This is a genomic window from Pseudomonas sp. MEJ086 (genome assembly GCF_030209025.1).
GTDB lineage: Bacteria > Pseudomonadota > Gammaproteobacteria > Pseudomonadales > Pseudomonadaceae > Aquipseudomonas > Aquipseudomonas fulva_A.
Genome location: NZ_JARVSV010000010.1, coordinates 55,866 through 73,400 on the forward strand (window position 1 = coordinate 55,866; position 17,535 = coordinate 73,400).

General features: G+C 65.5%; 10 protein-coding genes. 9 read left to right on the forward strand and 1 reads right to left on the reverse strand.

Annotated elements, in window-relative coordinates:
• Window positions 1-55: 55 nt before the first annotated feature.
• Window positions 56-1,108 carry a 2,5-dihydroxypyridine 5,6-dioxygenase gene (locus tag QRN22_RS08920; RefSeq protein WP_042556713.1) on the reverse strand — a complete coding sequence of 351 codons (1,053 nt, stop codon included), beginning with the start codon at window positions 1,106-1,108 and terminating at the stop codon, window positions 56-58.
• A 318-nt stretch (window positions 1,109-1,426) separates the two neighbouring features.
• On the opposite strand from QRN22_RS08920, the gene QRN22_RS08925 reads away from it, so the two are divergent.
• The 9 genes from QRN22_RS08925 to recD all read left to right on the forward strand — a co-directional run bounded on the left by QRN22_RS08925 (window position 1,427) and on the right by recD (window position 17,215).
• Complete coding sequence (locus tag QRN22_RS08925; RefSeq protein WP_042556712.1) at window positions 1,427-2,575, forward strand: FAD-dependent monooxygenase; 1,149 nt, start codon at window positions 1,427-1,429, stop codon at window positions 2,573-2,575.
• Entirely contained in the window at window positions 2,572-3,393 is an 822-nt protein-coding gene (locus QRN22_RS08930) for an alpha/beta fold hydrolase (RefSeq protein ID WP_042556711.1), read from the forward strand. The genes QRN22_RS08925 and QRN22_RS08930 overlap by 4 nt, the downstream gene beginning before the upstream one ends.
• Window positions 3,390-4,142, forward strand: coding sequence for a maleate cis-trans isomerase family protein (locus QRN22_RS08935; protein WP_042556710.1), 753 nt, complete (start codon window positions 3,390-3,392; stop codon window positions 4,140-4,142). Before QRN22_RS08930 ends, QRN22_RS08935 begins: the two co-directional genes overlap by 4 nt.
• A gap of 10 nt (window positions 4,143-4,152) precedes the next feature.
• Window positions 4,153-4,791 (forward strand): N-carbamoylsarcosine amidohydrolase, encoded by a 639-nt coding sequence (locus QRN22_RS08940; protein WP_042556709.1) that lies wholly within the window; start codon window positions 4,153-4,155, stop codon window positions 4,789-4,791.
• 180 nt (window positions 4,792-4,971) lie between these two features.
• A complete protein-coding gene (locus QRN22_RS08945; protein WP_042556708.1) occupies window positions 4,972-6,288 on the forward strand; it encodes an MFS transporter in 1,317 nt (438 codons plus the stop codon).
• 138 nt (window positions 6,289-6,426) lie between these two features.
• Entirely contained in the window at window positions 6,427-7,683 is a 1,257-nt protein-coding gene (locus tag QRN22_RS08950) for an OprD family porin (protein ID WP_042556722.1), read from the forward strand.
• Between the two features lie 429 nt (window positions 7,684-8,112).
• Window positions 8,113-11,562, forward strand: coding sequence for an exodeoxyribonuclease V subunit gamma (recC, locus tag QRN22_RS08955; RefSeq protein WP_042556707.1), 3,450 nt, complete (start codon window positions 8,113-8,115; stop codon window positions 11,560-11,562).
• Window positions 11,559-15,194 (forward strand): exodeoxyribonuclease V subunit beta, encoded by a 3,636-nt coding sequence (gene recB, locus QRN22_RS08960; protein ID WP_042556706.1) that lies wholly within the window; start codon window positions 11,559-11,561, stop codon window positions 15,192-15,194. Before recC ends, recB begins: the two co-directional genes overlap by 4 nt.
• Window positions 15,191-17,215 carry an exodeoxyribonuclease V subunit alpha gene (gene recD / locus QRN22_RS08965; RefSeq protein ID WP_042556705.1) on the forward strand — a complete coding sequence of 675 codons (2,025 nt, stop codon included), beginning with the start codon at window positions 15,191-15,193 and terminating at the stop codon, window positions 17,213-17,215. The genes recB and recD overlap by 4 nt, the downstream gene beginning before the upstream one ends.
• Window positions 17,216-17,535 lie beyond the last annotated feature (320 nt).

Sequence of the window (17,535 nt, forward strand, 5' to 3'; positions counted from 1 at the left end):
AACAGCGCCGTAGCCCTTGTTGCCCGACGCCTGCGGCCGCGCCCGTGGTGCCGTGTCAGCCAGCCTTCGAGGCTTCGGGATAGACCACGTCGCCAGCCAGCACCACGGCCTGATCGTCCAGATAGATATCGCAGTTGCGCAGTGGAATATCCAGATGGCAGGGCGTCTTGCGTGTGCCGCCGACCTCGGTGTTCGGCCCGGTGGAGAACAGGAAGTTGCCGTAGAACGCACGCGCGTCCATGCACATGCCGTCGTTGCGGTCGTGCAGGCCCATGGCTGTCCACTGCGCGCGAGGTTGCAGCCCCCAGCCGATATGGGAGATGCCGTACACCTCCGGGTCTTTGAAGTACTTTAGGTAGTCGCGCAGGTACTCGGCTTCGAAACCGCCGTGGATGGCGGTGATGAAGCCCTTGTCGATTTCCAGGGTGATGCGCTCGCGGCAGTAGTTCTTGAACGGCAGCAGGATGTCGCCGACGTCCAGCACGAGGGTGCCTTGCGCGCTTTCCTCGTTCGGCCAGCTGAACAGGAAACCGCTGGGCCAGTGATCCCAGCGGCCTGGCTCGTCGGCGAAGCCGTACTCGGTAACCGCCGGGTACTGCCCCAGAGCGGCATGGAAGTCGCTGCCTGCAGCGGACTTCACGTGCAGGCTGCGCGCCTGCTTGAGCAGCGCCTCGCTCGCCAGGACGCGGCGTTTGTCGTCCTCGGTCGGCAGCATGCGCGCCAGTACTTCGGGTGGCTCCACGGCGAGCAGGATTCGGGTTCCGGTCTTCAGGATCTGCTCCTGCTCCGGAGAGTGCAGCAGCATCATGGTGTCGACGACCAGGTCGGCAGCTTCCAGTGCACGCTGTGCAGCGAGGTTGCCGGTCAATGCGGTGTCGCCGCAGTAGGCCGTCATGTCGTTGCCCATCGCCCTCGGGTGGTTGAACGACGGCAGTTCCACGGCGTACACCTTGGCGTTGAGTCGCTGCGCGGCATCCATGGCGGCGCGCACGGTTCTCGGGTTCGAGTAATGGCTCTTGAGAATGGCGACGCTCTGGGTCGCATCGACCCTGGACAGGGTCAGCACCTGTTCGAACATCTGGGTTAGTTCGCTATCGCTTACCGGCATGACGTGTCTCCTGAAAAGTCGTGAGGAGGGTGCACCGAGCTGGTGCCTTGCTGCTGTCTGATGGTGCGTTTTTATAGAGTGTGCGCTCTAATTGCTTAGATAAAACACCAGCCTGAAGATCTTGGCAAGGTTTCGCTTGCAGCGTTACCTATCTACACAATTGCTGGTTTGTGAGCTTTTTATTGATGATTGGTAGCAGTTTTCGCGGCGCACGGTTTTTTTGAGGAAGGCTCTTCACTTTTTAAAAATATAGTGCATACACTGTAATTGTTCGGTGGGGAAACCCGCTTCGTCGTATCCAAGAGAGGAGGTGCGCCCATGGGGGCTCAGCAAAGAATTGCCATCGTTGGTGCGGGGCTGGGGGGCGCCGCTGCCGCTACCCTGTTGCAACAGGCAGGGTTCGAGGTCACGGTCTACGAGCAATCGCCGGAGTTCTCCCGGCTGGGGGCCGGTATCCATGTCGGGCCGAACGTAATGAAGATCTTCCGGCGCATGGGGCTGGAGAAGCCGCTCGAGGCCATGGGCTCGCACCCTGACTTCTGGCACAGCCGCGATGGCGAGTCGGGGGAGTATCTGGCACGCATTCCGCTGGGTGAGTTCGCCCGGCGCGAGTACGGGGCGTCCTACATCACCGTTCACCGTGGTGACATGCACGTGTTGCAGATGGACAGCATCGCGCCCGGCACGGTGCGGTTCGGCAAGAGGCTGGAGCGCATCGTCGATGAAGGCGACCAGGTACGCCTGAGCTTTACCGATGGCTCAGAGGCCACTGCCGATATCGTCATCGGTGCCGATGGCATTCATTCCAAGATTCGCGAGGAGCTGCTGGGCGCCGAATCGCCCATCTACAGCGGCTGGGTCGCGCACCGTGCGCTGATTCGCGGCGAAAGTCTGGTGCGGCACGCCGATCTGTTCGAGCCCTGCGTGAAATGGTGGACGGATGATCGTCATCTGATGGTCTATCACACCACCAGCAAGCGCGATGAGTACTACTTCGTCTCGGGCGTGCCGCATGAGGCCTGGGATTTCCAGGGCAACTACGTGGACAGCAGCCAGGAGGAAATGCTGGCCGCGTTCGAGGGCTACCACTCCACGGTGCAGAAGCTGATCCGCAGCACCGAAGACATCACCAAGTGGCCGTTGCGCAACCGCAACCCGCTGCCGCTGTGGAGTCGTGGGCGCCTGGTGCTGCTGGGCGATGCCTGCCACCCGATGAAGCCGCACATGGCCCAGGGCGCCGGGATGGCGATCGAGGATGCGGCGATGCTGACCCGCTGCCTGCAGGAAACCGGGTTGTCGGATTTCCGCACGGCTTTCGAGCTCTACGAGGCCAATCGCAAGGAGCGTGCGTCGCGCGTACAGGCCGTCTCCAACGCCAATACCTTCCTGCGTACGCAGGAGGATCCTGCCTGGGTCTACGGTTATGACGTCTATGCCCAGCCGCTGAAAAGCGGGGTGGCGGCATGAGCACCCTGATTGGTGGCGGCAACGTGCAGGCCAACGGCATCCGCCAGCACTACCTGCGCTACGGCGGCCAGGGGCCGGTACTGCTGCTGGTGCCCGGCATCACCAGCCCGGCGATCACCTGGGGGTTCGTCGGCGAGGTGCTGGGGCGTCAGTTCGATACCTACATTCTCGACGTGCGTGGGCGCGGTCTGTCCTCCGGTGGTGCGGGGCTGGCCTATGACACCGATACCTGTGCCGCCGACATCATCGCCTTCGCCGCAGCCCTGGGGTTCGAGCGCTACAGCCTGCTCGGCCACTCGATGGGCGCGCGCTTCGCCATTCGCGCCGCGGCGCTGGGCGCCAAGGGGTTGGAGCGCCTGGTGCTGATCGATCCGCCTGTGTCCGGGCCGGGCCGGCGCGACTATCCGAGCAAGCTGCCCTGGTACGTCGACTCCATCCGTCAGGCCGAGCAGGGCATGGATGCCGAGGCGATGAAGGCGTTCTGCCCGACCTGGAGCCAGGAGCAATTGCAGCTGCGTGCCGAGTGGCTGCACACCTGTTACGAGCCGGCCATCGTGCAGGCTTTCGAGGAGTTCCATCAGGTCGATATCCATCAGTATCTGCCTGCCGTGAAACAGCCTGCGCTACTGATGGTGGCAGGGCGCGGCGGGGTCATCGAGCCGGTCGACGAAGCCGAGCTGCGCGCGCTGAAGAGCGATTTGCAGGTCGTTCGCGTTACGGACGCCGGGCACATGATCCCCTGGGACGATCTCGACGGTTTCTTCGCCGCCTTCGGCGACTTTCTCGGCCAGCCCATTCACCACGAGGTTCTGCCATGAACACGCTCTATCGCATCGGCCAGATCGTGCCGAGCTCCAACACCACCATGGAAACCGAGATCCCGGCGATGCTCACCGCGCGCCAGGCGATTCGCCCGGAGCGCTTCACCTTTCATTCGGCGCGCATGCGCATGAAACAGGTGAAGAAGGAGGAGCTGGCAGCCATGGATGCCGAGTCGGATCGTTGCGCGCTGGAGCTGTCCGACGCCAAGGTCGACGTGCTCGGCTATGCCTGCCTGGTGGCGATCATGGCCATGGGGCTTGGCTACCATCGCCAGTCCGAAAAACGTCTGCGCCAGGTGACCGCCGACAACGACGCCAATTCGCCGGTGATCACCAGCGCGGGTGCGCTGGTCGAGGCGCTCAAGGTCATGAAGGCCAAGCGCATCGCCATCGTCGCTCCCTACATGAAGCCGCTCACCGAGTTGGTGGTCGACTACATCCGTGAAGAGGGTTTCGAGGTGGTCGACTGGCGTGCCCTGGAAATCCCCGACAATCTGCAGGTCGCGCGCCATGACCCGGCCAACCTGCCGGATATCGTCGCGGGCATGAACCTGGAGGGTGTCGATGTGGTGGTGCTGTCTGCGTGCGTGCAAATGCAGTCGCTGCCGGCGGTGGCCAAGGTCGAGGCGCTGACCGGCAAACCGGTGGTCACGGCGGCCATCGCCACCACCTATTGCATGCTCAAGGCGCTGGATCTGGAACCAATCGTGCCTGGCGCCGGCGCGCTGCTGTCCGGCGCCTACTGAGGAGGTGGCCATGAGTGCGCAGAGTCTTAGCGACAACTATCAGGGCGTCTGGGGGCAGCGTATCGGCTTCGGTACGCGGCCGGCGCTGCTGATGATCGACTTCATGCAGGGCTACACCACGCCGGGCGCGCCGCTGTTTGCACCGGGTGTGGTCAGCGCGGTGGAGCAATCGGTGGCCTTGCTGGACGCGGCGCGCCGGCTGGGTATCACGCTGGTGCACAGCAACATCCGCTATCACGCCGCCGATTTCGCCGACGGCGGCATGTGGGTACGCAAGGCGCCGGTGATGAAGGACATGGTCGACGGCAACCCGCTGGCCGAGTTCTGCCCGCAGGTGGCGCCCCAGCCAGGCGAGCAGGTGCTCACCAAGCAATACGCCAGTGTGTTCTTCGGCACGAGTCTGGCTTCTCAGTTGCACGCCCGAGGTATCGACACGCTGTTGCTGGCCGGCTGCTCGACCAGTGGCTGCATTCGCGCCAGTGCGGTGGATGGTGTGCAGCACGGTTTCCGCACCATCGTCGTGCGTGACTGCGTGGGGGATCGGCACCAGGCGCCCCATGAGGCGAATCTGTTCGACATCGACAGTAAGTACGGCGATGTGGTCAGCCTCGAGGAGACGTTGGCGTACCTCGACCGACTGTCTGCGTGAACACTCAATAAGGAATCTGCGGTACGCCGCTCTTTCCACGGGTCGCCCTGATGCGGGTGGCCGCCGTGCCTCGGGTACGGCCCTGACGCTGCCTTGGAAGGTCATCGGTTGATGACGCTTGCGGGCGTCGACGACTGCTGGCTTCAACAAAAATCACAAGTCACCGCCAGGAGACACGCAATGCCTTACGTACCCACCACCAGCACCGCCGTGGGCAGTGCACCCGACAGTACCCGCGAGCTATACCGGAAAGTGACCTGGAGGCTGATCCCTTTCCTGTGTTTCTGTTACCTCGCCGCCTATCTGGATCGCATCAACGTCGGCTTCGCCAAACTGCAGATGCTCACCGATCTGCAATTCAGCGAGGCGGCCTACGGGCTTGGCGCCGGTCTGTTCTTCGTCGGTTACATCCTGTTCGAGGTGCCCAGCAATCTGGTGCTCGAGAGGGTCGGGGCCAAGGTCTGGATCGCGCGGATAATGATCACCTGGGGCCTGTTGTCGGCCTGCACCATGTTCGTCACCACCACCACCGAGTTCTACATCATCCGCTTTCTGCTGGGGGCTGCCGAGGCGGGCTTCCTGCCAGGCGTGCTGTATTACCTGACCACCTGGTACCCGACGTACCGACGCGGACGAATCATTGCCCTGTTCATGATCGGCCTGCCCCTTTCCAGTGTGATTGGTGGCCCGATTTCCGGCTGGATCATGAATCACTTCGACGAGGTGAACGGGCTGCGGGGCTGGCAGTGGCTGTTCCTGCTGGAGGCGATTCCCAGCGTGTTGCTCGGTATCCTGACCTTCTGGGCATTGCCCAATCACTTCAATCAGGCCAAGTGGCTCGATGCCGATGAAAAGGCGCAACTGGCCCGCGATCTGGCGGCCGATGACGCAGAAGGCAAAGGCAGCAAACACAGCTTTCGTGACGGCTTCTTCAACCTCAAGGTGTGGATGCTCGGCGGCATCGACTTCTCGATCCTGCTCAGTGCCTACGCCATGGGCTTCTGGATGCCGACCTTCATCCGCAATACGGGGGTGACCGATACCTTCCATATCGGCTTGCTGACCTCCTTGCCGAGCCTCGCGGCGCTGGCGGGCATGCTGCTGATCGGCGCCAGTTCGGACCGTCACCGTGAGCGTCGCTGGCACATCATCGTGCCATTCATCATCGGCGCCATCGCCATGGCCAGCAGCACTTTCTTCAGTGACAACCTGATCATGACCGTCACGCTGTTCGCCATCGCCTCGGCGGCCATCATCGGTGCCGTGCCGGTGTTCTTCAGCCTGCCGGCCACGTTCCTCAAGGGCACGGCGGCTGCCACTGGCTTCGCCCTGGCCTGCTCGGTGGCGAATATCGCCGGCCTGGTGAGCAACTCGCTGATGGGCCTGGTCACCGACCTGACCGGCACCAGCCACGCCGCGCTCTGGTTCTTCGCCGGTTGCCTGCTGCTCAGCTGCTTCCTGGTGATCGCGCTGCCCGCGAAACTGGTCAACCGCTAAGGCGAGCGCTCCTGGTGTTGCCGGAGCGTGCTGTCGCGCGTTCCGGATTTTAAACCCTTCCATCTTTTTCATTCTCACGCCCTTTTTTCCAAGGCGTGCGTTTGCGTTCGTCTTTATGGAGTGTCGATCATGACTTGCATGCGTCGTGTTGTCGGGGGCTGTCTGGTCGCAGGGCTGGGTCTGTCCGCTCAGGCCGAGGAGGGCGGATTCATGGAGGGCTCCCAAGCTGACCTGCAGCTGCGCAATTATTTTTTCAGCCGCGATTATTCCGGGATCGTCGGTAGCAGCACGCAATCGAGAACCCAGGAGTGGGCCCAGGGGTTCATCTTCGATTTCCGTTCGGGGTACACCCGTGGCCCGCTTGGCTTTGGTGTGGATGTGCTGGGGCTCTATGGCATCAAGCTCGATAGCGGTCGCGGGCGTACCAGCAGTGGTCTGCTGCCGGTGCACGACGGTCGGGGAGCCGATGAATATGGGCGCATGGGTGCTGCCCTGAAGGTGAAGTTGTCGCGTACCGAACTCAAGGTCGGTGAATTGCGGCCCCATCTTCCCGTGCTGTTTCACAGTGATCTGCGTTTGCTACCGCCGACCTATCAGGGGGCTGCGCTGGTATCCAGCGAGATCGAGGGGCTGACGCTGCAGGCTGGGCAGATGCGTTCTACCAGCCTGCGCGACTCGACGGATCGCCAGGAGATGTACGGGCTGATCAACGACCCCGTCAACCCGGCTCGTATCGCCCGCTTCACCAGCGACCGCTTCAACTACGCCGGTGCGGATTACAGTTTCAACGCCAAGCGCACCAGCGTCGGCATCTGGCAGGCGCAATTGCAGGACATCTATCAGCAGCGGTTCTACAGTTTCAAGCATGCCGAGCCTCTTGGCGACTGGACGCTGGGGGTGAGCGCGGGGTATTTCGATAGCCGTGACGAAGGGCGCAGCATCGCTGGCAAGCTCGACAACCAGGCAGCCTTCGCGCTGTTCTCGGCCAGGCATGGTGGTCACACCGTCTATGTAGGGCATCAGCGGATCGACGGTGATGACGGCTTCATTCAGGTTGGCGCCAATACCAACCCGATGGGCAACACCTTGCCCACCTACGAATTCGCCGCGCCCGGTGAGCGCTCCTGGCAGGTGCGCCATGACTACGATTTCTCCGTGCTTGGCATCCCTGGCTTGACCAGTACCTTGCGTTACGTCACGGGTGACAATGTGCGTACCGGGCAGGGCTATGAAGGCGAGGACTGGGAGCGCGATCTGGATCTGGCGTATGTGGTGCAGAGTGGCCCGTTAGCGGGGCTGGGGCTGCGCTGGCGCAATGTTACGGCGCGCTCCAACTACCGCACCGACATCGACGAGAACCGGCTGATCGTCAGCTACACGCTTGGCCTGTTCTAGATCACGGCAGGCGGGTAGCGGACGTTTCGGCGGTTGCCGCTGACCTGGCATTGGTTGCGAACAAGAGGGGCTGTCGTACCGCTGAGTCAGCGCGTATTCCTGGCATGCCCGGTCCCCAGGCCATTGCTGCTCTCTTCGTTGATGCCGCATGAAGCCCCGACCCTCCCCCCGGATGGTCGGGGCTTTGTGCTTGGGTTGTTCAGATTCGCTCTGCAATGCGGGCACCTCGGGCAGGATCAGCGTTTTCCCAATGGGTCGGTGATCGCCATGGGGCCACGCGAGAGTGCAGGCATGGATAGGGAATCCGCTGTGAGGCTGATATGGCCGCTGTGCCTTCGCCAGCCAATCAATTGCCTCTTTGCGTCACACTCTGGCGCCTCGCTCTGTCATCATTCACCGTCTGATTCTGCACACTCAGGAACCCCATCCATGTCGGCGCTGAACCCCGGTCTGATCGTGATCCATGGCAACCGCCTCGAGGAGCTGCGCGCCCTGGCGGTGGAGTGGATGCGTCGGTACCCGCTGCGCCCGCTGGAGAACGAGGTACTGCTGGTGCAGAGCAACGGCATCGCCCAGTGGCTCAAGCTGGCGCTGGCCGAGCAGGAGGGCTGTGGTATCGCCGCGGCCACGGATGTGAGCCTGCCAGCACGCTTTCTCTGGCAGGCCTACCGCAGCGTGCTGGGCAGCGAGGCGATTCCCCAGCAGTCGCCGCTGGACAAGGCGCCGCTGACCTGGCGGTTGATGCGCCTGCTGCCGAGCCTGTTGAGCGAGCCCTGTTTCGCACCGTTGCGGCGCTTTCTGGCGGACGATGCCGATCTGCGCAAGCGCCACCAGTTGGCCGAGCGCCTGGCCGATCTGTTCGACCAGTACCAGGTGTACCGTGCCGACTGGCTGGCGGACTGGGCCGAGGGGCGCGATCAGTTGCGCACCGCCCGTGGCGGCGTGCACGAGATGGACGACACGGCGCTGTGGCAACCCCTGCTGTGGCGCACACTGCTGGCCGATGTTGGCGATGAGCACCTGGCCCAGAGCCGGGCGGGCGTGCACCCGCGCTTCGTCGCCAGGCTGGCGGAGCTGGAGGCACCGCCACGTGGCCTGCCGCGCCGGGTCACGGTGTTCGGTATCTCTTCGCTGCCGGCGCAGATGCTCGAGGCGCTGGCGGCCATGGCGCGCTTCAGCCAGGTGATGCTCTACGTGCAGAACCCGTCGCAGCACCACTGGGGCGATATCGTCGAAGACAAGGACCTGCTGCGCCACGAGTATCGCCGGCACAAGCGCAAGTCGGGCGGGCAGGCTGGGCAAGTCGGTCAACTGGGGCTGTTCGACGCCGTGGAGCTGCATCAGCACGGCCAGCCGCTGCTGGCCTCCTGGGGCAAGCAGGGGCGCGATTACATCAACCTGCTGGATCAGTACGACGAGCCGCAGCGCTACCGTGAGCATTTCGAGCGCATCGACCTGTTCAGCACGATGAACGAGGGCACGCTGCTCGGCCAGCTGCAGAACGACATTCTCGACCTGCGCCCGGTGGAAGAGAGCCGCACGCATTGGCCCGCTGTCGACCCCGAGCAGGATCGCTCTCTGCGCTTTCATGTCGCCCACAGCGCCCAGCGCGAGGTGGAGGTGCTGCACGATCATCTGCTGGCGGCGTTCAGCGCGGACCCGACGCTGCGCCCGCGGGACACCATCGTCATGGTGCCCGACGTGAACAGCTACGCGGCGCAGATTCGCGCGGTGTTCGGCCAGTTCGCCAGCGACGATCCGCGTTTCATTCCCTTCACCCTGGCGGACCAGGGGCTGCGCGGCAAGGAGCCCCTGGTGATCGCCCTGGAGCATCTGCTGCGCCTGCCGGACAGCCGCTTCAGCGTCAGCGAGATTCTCGACCTGCTGGACGTGGCCGCGGTGCGAGCCCGCTTCGCCATTCCCGAAGACCAGCTGTCGGTGCTGCGCCGCTGGCTGGAGGGCGCTGGCGTGCGTTGGGGGCTGGATGCCGAGCAGCGCGAAGGCCTTGGCCTGGGGGCCGGGCTGGAGCAGAACAGCTGGCGCTTCGGCCTGCGGCGCATGCTGCTCGGCTACGCCGTGGGCGGTGCCGGTGCGCGTGCGGGCATCGAGCCCTTCGATGAGATCGGCGGCCTGGATGCCGCGCTGATCGGCCCGCTGACGCGCCTGCTGGACGTGCTGGAAACGCATTGCGGCAGCCTTGCCGAGACGCTGCTGCCGGTGACCTGGGGCGAGCGTCTGCGAGCGCTGCTGGACGACTTCTTCCTGCCCCAGGACGAGCGCGACGAGGTACTGCGCAACCAGGCCCAGGATGCGCTGGAGAGCTGGCTGGAACTCTGCGAAGCGGCCACGCTGGAAGAGGCCCTGCCGCTGGCCGTGGTCCGTGAGGCCTGGTTGGGCGGGCTCGACCAGGGTGGCCTCAGTCAGCGCTTCCTGGCGGGCGCGGTGAACGTCTGCACGCTGATGCCGATGCGCGCCATCCCGTTTCGTCACCTCTGCCTGCTGGGCATGAACGATGGTGATTACCCGCGCAGCCAGGCGCCGCTGGACTTCGACCTGATGGGCGGCGACTACCGCCCCGGCGATCGCTCGCGCCGTGAGGACGATCGCTACCTGCTGCTCGAGGCGCTGCTAGCGGTGCGCGAGCGCCTGTACATCAGTTGGGTCGGGCGCAGCATTCGCGACAACACCGAGCGACCGCCTTCGGTGCTGGTCGGCCAGTTGCGCGACCACCTGGCCAGCGCCTGGCGCCTGGCGGGCAACGGCGATCTGCTCCACGCCCTGACCACCGAACACCCGCTGCAACCCTTCAGCCGCCGTTACTTTTCCGGCAGCGGGCCGCTGTTCAGCTATGTGCACGAATGGGCCGCATCGCACCGTGCACCGGTGGCCCAGCCGCTCGAGCAGCCACTGGGTGCCTACCTGGCGGATGCCGCGCTCAATCTGGAAAAACTGCAGCGCTTTCTGCGCGACCCGGTGAAGCACTTCTTCACCGTGCGCCTCAAGGTGCACCTGGACGAAACCGAGCAGGCCGAGCTGGATAGCGAGCCCTTCGCCCTGGATGGCTTGCAGCGTCACCAGATCCAGCAGGCGCTGCTGCAGGCTGCAGCCCTGGCGCTGCAAGAGAACCAGGGTGTCGACGCGGCGCTGACGCGGGCCGCGCGGCGCATTCAGCGCAGCGGTCTGCTGCCGGTGGCGGGCTTCGGTGATCGTCTGCGCGCGCAACTGCTCGAGCCGATGCCGGAGCAACTGCGTGGTTACGAAGCCCTGCTGGCGTGCTGGCCCGAGCCTCTGCCGTCGCCGATTCGCCTGAGCTTCGCCCATGCCGGCCTGGAACTCGAAGACTGGCTCGGCGAACTGCGCACTGCCGGCGATGCCCTGGCGCGCCTGGAGCTGCAAGCGGGTGGCCTGAAGCGCAAGGATCGCTCGCTGAAGTGGCACCGCCTGCTCAGACCCTGGGTCAGCCATGTGGTGGCCGCGGCCTGCGGGCACCCACTCACCACCCTGCTGGTCGCCGAAGACGTGCGCCTGGCCTTCGAGCCGCTGGCTCGGGCCGAGGGCGAGCGCATCCTGCGCCAGTGGCTGGAAGCCTATGCCGAGGGCATGCAGGCACCGCTGCCGGTGGCGATCAGAACGGTAGCGGCCTGGTTCGCCCAGCTCGACAAGGACGAGGATGAGGACAAGGCGATAGACGCCGCGCGCAAGGTCTACGAAGGCGGCCACCTGGTCACGGGTGAAGTGCAGCAGAGCGCCAGTCTGGCTCGCCAGTACCCAGGCTTCGATGCCCTGCTGCAAAACGGTCAGTTCGCCCACTGGGGGGCCGTGCTCTACAAATCATTGCTCGATGCAGACATTGCCGAACTCAAGGACCACCAGCCATGAGCCAGTCAACACGCCCCCTGGCGCTGCGTTTTCCGCTGCACGGCAGCCGCCTGATCGAGGCCAGCGCCGGTACCGGCAAGACCTACACCATCTCGGCGCTGTACCTGCGCCTGATCCTCCAGCATGGCGGTGAAGCCGCCTTTCGCGAGCCGCTGCTGCCGCCGCAGATTCTCGTGGTGACCTTCACCGACGCCGCCACCCGGGAGCTGCGTGACCGCATCCGGGCGCGCCTGGTAGAGGCGGCCACGGTGTTTCGCGGTGATGCCGAGGGTGACGCCTTGCTGGCGACCCTGAAGGCCGACTTCGCCTGCGCCGAATGGCCGGAGTGCGCCCGGCGCCTGGAGCTGGCCGCGCAATGGATGGACGAGGCGGCGGTGTCGACCATTCACGGCTGGTGCCAGCGCATGCTGCGTGAACACGCCTTCGACAGCGGCAGCCTGTTCAGCCAGACCCTGGAAACCGACCACAGCGAGCTGCTCGCCGAGGTGGTGCGCGACTACTGGCGCCAGCACTGCTACCCGCTGCAGGGCCTGGCCCTCGAATGGGTGGCGGAGAACTGGGGCGCGCCGGACGAGCTGGGCATGCGCATTCGCCCGCTGCTCGGCGAGGACGACGATGGCGCCGCCCTGGCGCTGGGCGATCTGCTGGATGGAACCTTGCAGGCGCGTCAGCGCGCGCTGATCGCCCTCAAGCAACCCTGGGCAGCCTGGGTCGACGAGTTGCAGGGCCTGCTCGACCAGGCGGCGGCCGGAAAGCAGGTCGATGCCAGAAAGCTGCAGGCGCGTTTCTACGTGCCCTGGTTCGACAAGCTGCGCGCCTGGGCCCTGGGCGATGACGAAGTACTGGATATCGGCACCGGCTTCACGCGGCTGACCCCGCACGGCCTGGCCGAGGCCTGGAAGGTGGGGGCGCCGCCTGCGCATCCGGCACTGGATGCCATGGCCACGCTCAAGGCGCAGCTCGATGGGCTGCCCGCACCGGGCGATGCCGCGCTGCGCCACGCCGCCGCCTGGATCCGTCAGCGCTTCGACCGCGAGAAACGCCAGCGCGCCGAGATGGGTTTCGACGACATGCTCACCCGCCTGGACGACGCCCTGCAGAGCGACAGCGGCCCGCGCCTGGCCGAGGTGATACGTCAGCAGTTCCCGGTGGCACTGATCGACGAATTTCAGGACACCGACCCGCTGCAGTACCGCATTTTTGACACGCTCTACCAAGTTGAGGCCAATAGATCGGATTGTGGCCTGTTTATGATCGGCGACCCCAAGCAGGCCATCTATTCCTTCCGCGGTGCGGACATCCACACCTACCTGCGTGCACGCCGTGCCACCGCCGGGCGGCATTACAACCTGGACACCAACTTCCGCTCCAGCGAGCACATGGTCGAGGCGGTCAACGGGCTGTTCCAACTGGCCGAGTCCCGTGAGGACGGGCAGGGCGCCTTTCTGCTGCGTGACGACCTGCCGTTCATTGCGGTCGGCGCTCAGGGGCGCAAGGAAGTCTGGACGGTCGAGAGCGAGGCGCAACCGGCGCTCAACCTCTGGCAACTGCCCAGCGACGAGGCGGTCGCCAAGGGACGTTATCTGGACGCCCTGGCCGCCAGCGCGGCGAGCGAGATCGTCCGCCTGCTGGTGCTTGGCCAGCAGCAACGTGCTGGTTTCATCAAAGGCGACACGCTGACCGCCCTGCAGCCCAGCGATATCGCCGTGCTGGTGCGCGATTTCAAGGAAGCCCAGGCGATTCGTGGCGAGCTGGCCATGCGTGGCGTACGCAGCGTGTACCTGTCGGACAAGGATTCGGTGTTCGACACCGTGGAAGCCCATGACCTGTTGCTGTGGCTGCGCGCCTGCGCCGAGCCCGATCAGGATCGCCCGCTGCGCGCGGCACTGGCCAGTTCGACCCTGGGCCTGAGCCTCACCGAGCTGGAACAGCTGAACCTCGACGAGCGCTTCTGGGAGGCGCGGGTCATGCAGTTCCGTGGTTATCGCCAGCGCTGGCAGCGCCAGGGCGTGCTGCCGATGCTGCGCCAGTTGCTACAGGATTTCGGCCTGCCACAGCGACTGATGAGCCGTCCTGACGGCGAACGGGTGCTGACCAATCTGCTGCACCTGGCCGAGTTGCTGCAGCTGGCCGCTGCCGAACTGGACGGCGAACTGGCGCTGATCCGTCATCTTGGCGAGTCCCTGGCCGGGCGCGGTCAGGCTGCCGAGGAGCAGGTGCTGCGCCTGGAAAGCGACGATGCGCTGGTGCGCGTGGTGACCATCCACAAATCCAAGGGCCTGGAATACCCGCTGGTGTTCCTGCCCTTCATCTGTTCCTTCCGCCCGCTGGACGACAAGAAACCGGTGCAGGTCCACGACGGCGAGCGCCGCCGCCTGCTGCTCAAACCCGACGAGGCCAGCCTGGCTCAGGCCGAGCAGGAGCGTCTGGGCGAGGACCTGCGCCTGCTCTACGTGGCATTGACCCGCGCCCAGCACGCCTGCTGGCTGGGTATCGCTGACCTGAAGATCGGTACCGCCAAGACCTCGCGGCTGCACCAGTGCGCGCTCGGTTATCTGCTCGGCGGCGGGCAGCCCCTGGCGCAGAGCGCGCAACTGAGCGACTGGCTGAGCCCGCTGGCCGATCCACCCCGTTGCGTGGTGCTGCCCGCACCGGTTGCCAGTGAGCAGCAGTACCGTGCGCAGGATGCCAACGCGTTCGAGCCGCAGTGGCGCACGCCATCACGGCGTGCTGCCGAGCATTGGTGGATCGCCTCCTACAGTGCCTTGCGCATGCAGGAGGGCGAGGCCAGTACGGTCGATCGCCACGACGACGTTTCACCGGACAGCTCGGCCGTGCAGATCGCCAGTGACGACGAGCGCCCGGCACTGGCGCTGGAGCAGATTCCGGTCTCCGCCCAGGGGCTGCACCGTTTTCCACGCGGGCCGAACCCCGGCACCTTCCTCCATGGCCTGCTGGAAATCGCTGCGGCGCAAGGCTTCGCGGAGATGGCGGCAGCGCCGGACGTGCTGCGCGAACACCTGGCGCGGCGTTGTCAGCGACGCGGCCTGGCAAGCTGGATCGAGCCGCTGTGGCTGTGGCTGCAGGGCCTGCTGGTGCAGCCCATGGCGCTGGGTAATGGCCAGTCAGTGAGCCTGGCGACCCTGGGCGAGTACCAGGCGGAGCTGGAGTTCTGGTTCGAGGCCCGGCGGGTCGACGTGCTGCGTCTGGATGCGCTGGTGCAACGCGCTGAAATGCCCGGCGTGGCGCGCCCGCAACTGAGCCCGGATACCTTGAATGGCATGTTCAAGGGGTTTATCGACCTGGTGTTCGAGCATGAGGGCCGCTACTACGTGGTCGACTACAAGTCCAACTGGCTGGGCGCCGACGAGCAGGCCTATACCGCTGAGGCCATGAGCGCTGCCGTGGCCAGCCATCGCTACGATCTGCAGTACGTGCTGTACGTGCTGGCGCTGCATCGCCACTTGCGGCTGCGCCTGGCCGATTACGACTACGATCGGCACATGGGCGGGGCGCTGTACCTGTTCCTGCGTGCGCCGGGGGCCGGGCAATATTTGGCGCGGCCGGAGCGGGCGCTGATCGAAAAACTGGACGCGCTGTTTCTCGGCGAGCCCGTGGAGGTACTGGCATGACGCCGATGCTCGACAACCGTGACGGTCTGTTCGCCCTGCTGGCCGCCTGGAGCGAGCGCGGCTGGCTGCGCGAGCTGGATCGTACCCTGGCGCATTTCTTCGCCGAGCTCGACCCCGAGGCATCGCCCTTGCTGCTGCTGGCAGCGGCGCTGGCCAGCCATCAACTGGGCCAGGGGCATGTGTGCCTCGACCTGCAGACCACCCTGGCCGATCCGGATTCGGCGCTGTCGCTGCCGCCGGAAGGCGAGGACGCCGAGGGCGTCAGCCTGCTGCCTTCCGAGGTGCTGGCCGGTCTGAGCGCAGATGCCTGGCTGGCGGCCTGCGCGAACAGCGCGCTGCTGCACGATGCCGAGGATGAGGTCGCGCCGCTGGTGCTACGCGGCACCTGCCTGTATCTGCGCCGCTACTGGGATTACGAGCGCAGCGTCGCTGCTGATATCGGCGAGCGCTTGCAGGCCCCGTCAGATGCGCCGGCCGATCTCGCTCAGCGCCTGGCGGTGCTGTTTCCCGAGCCCCTGGAGCTGGGCGGTCAGCGCCTCACCGACTGGCAGAAACTGGCCTGCGCCCTGGCGGCACGGGGGCGCTTCACGCTGATCACCGGCGGCCCCGGCACGGGCAAGACCACCACAGTGGTACGCCTGCTGGCGCTGCTGCAGGCGGCCGCGCTGGATCAGGGCGCGCCGTTGCGCCTGAGCCTGGCGGCGCCTACCGGCAAGGCGGCGGCGCGGCTGACCGAGTCCATCGGTGCGCAAGTGGCGACGCTGCCCGTCAGCGAAACGGTGCGCGAGCAGATCCCCAAGACGGTCACCACCCTGCACCGTCTGTTGGGCAGTCGGCCGGACAGTCGGCACTTCCGTCATCACGCCGCCAATCCGCTGCCGCTGGATGTGCTGGTGGTCGACGAAGCCTCGATGATCGACCTGGAAATGATGGCCAATCTGCTCGATGCGCTGCCGACCCATGCGCGGCTGATCCTGCTCGGCGACAAGGACCAGCTGGCGTCGGTGGAGGCGGGCGCGGTGCTCGGCGATTTGTGCCGTGATGCCGAGCTGGGCGGTTACAGTCACGCCACCGGCGAGTGGCTGGCGCGGCAGACTGGCGAGCGGATTGACGACGCACAGTTGCAGGTGGGAGAGCGGGCGCTGTCGCAGCACATCGTCATGCTCCGTCACTCCCGGCGCTTCGCCGGGGGCTCCGGTATCGGGCGTCTGGCTTTGGCGGTGAATCGCGGTGCGGCCATGGAGGCTCGCGAGGTGCTGGCTGCCGGTGGCGCGGATCTGCACCAGTTGCGTCTGACGGGCGAGCAGGATCGCGCCTTCGAACGCTTGCTGCTCGATGGTTTGCCAGGCGGTGAGCAACGCCCGGTGGGCTATGCCGACTACCTGAGCATTCTCCGTGAGCAGCGCCCCGGGCTGTCCGACGGTGAGGAGCGCTGGGATGCCTGGGCCGCCAGAGTGCTGGCGGCGTTCGATCGTTTTCAACTGCTGTGTGCGGTGCGCAAGGGCCCCTGGGGCGTCGAGGCGCTCAACGGGCGCATCGCCCACGCGCTGCTGCAGCGTGGGCTGATCGAGCAGGAGCACGGCTGGTACGAAGGCCGGCCGGTGCTGGTCACGCGCAACGACTACGGGTTGGGGCTGATGAATGGCGATATCGGCATCGCCTTGCGATTGCCCGAGCCGGCGCTGGAGGAGGGCGGCCCGTTGCGCTCGGCCTTGCGCGTGGTGTTCCCGCGCAACGACGGCTCGGGCGGCCTGCGCTCGATCCTGCCCAGTCGCCTCGGCGCCGTGGAAACCGTGTTCGCCATGACCGTGCACAAATCCCAGGGCTCGGAGTTCGCCCATTGCGCCCTGGTGCTGCCGGATAACCTCAACCCGGTGCTGACCAAGGAGCTGGTCTATACCGGCATCACCCGCGCCCGGGATTGCTTCAGCCTCATCGAAAGCCGCGCCGGCGTATTCGAAACCGCCATCGGGCGCCGCGTCGAGCGCCGCAGCGGGTTATGGGAGCGGTTGAGTACATAACCCACCAACAGCGAGTAGGGTGGGGCTTCAGCCCACCACCGACAACGCCCACAGCCCAAGCTCCGAGCCGCATGCTTTGAGCCACCAGCCACCATCGGTGTTGAACGGCTTTGGTGGGCTAAAGCACCACCCTACGGTTCATGCCCCTTGGAAGTAGGGTGGGCTTCAGCCCACCACCAACAACACCCACAGCCCAAAGCTCCGAGCCGCATGCTCTGAATAGCCAGCCACCATCGGTGTTGGACGGCTTTGGTGGGCTAAAGCACCACCCTACGGTTCATGCTCCTTGGAAGTAGGGTGGGCTTCAGCCCACCACCGAC

Excerpts from the sequence above, each read along its gene's own strand:
- recD (WP_042556705.1), top strand. The coding sequence starts at position 15,191 with ATGACGCCGATGCTCGACAACCGTGACGGTCTGTTCGCCCTGCTGGCC.
- QRN22_RS08930 (WP_042556711.1), top strand. The coding sequence starts at position 2,572 with ATGAGCACCCTGATTGGTGGCGGCAACGTGCAGGCCAACGGCATCCGC.
- QRN22_RS08925 (WP_042556712.1), top strand. The coding sequence starts at position 1,427 with ATGGGGGCTCAGCAAAGAATTGCCATCGTTGGTGCGGGGCTGGGGGGC.
- QRN22_RS08920 (WP_042556713.1), bottom strand. The coding sequence starts at position 1,108 with ATGCCGGTAAGCGATAGCGAACTAACCCAGATGTTCGAACAGGTGCTG.
- recC (WP_042556707.1), top strand. The coding sequence starts at position 8,113 with ATGTCGGCGCTGAACCCCGGTCTGATCGTGATCCATGGCAACCGCCTC.
- QRN22_RS08945 (WP_042556708.1), top strand. The coding sequence starts at position 4,972 with ATGCCTTACGTACCCACCACCAGCACCGCCGTGGGCAGTGCACCCGAC.
- QRN22_RS08940 (WP_042556709.1), top strand. The coding sequence starts at position 4,153 with ATGAGTGCGCAGAGTCTTAGCGACAACTATCAGGGCGTCTGGGGGCAG.
- recB (WP_042556706.1), top strand. The coding sequence starts at position 11,559 with ATGAGCCAGTCAACACGCCCCCTGGCGCTGCGTTTTCCGCTGCACGGC.
- QRN22_RS08935 (WP_042556710.1), top strand. The coding sequence starts at position 3,390 with ATGAACACGCTCTATCGCATCGGCCAGATCGTGCCGAGCTCCAACACC.
- QRN22_RS08950 (WP_042556722.1), top strand. The coding sequence starts at position 6,427 with ATGCGTCGTGTTGTCGGGGGCTGTCTGGTCGCAGGGCTGGGTCTGTCC.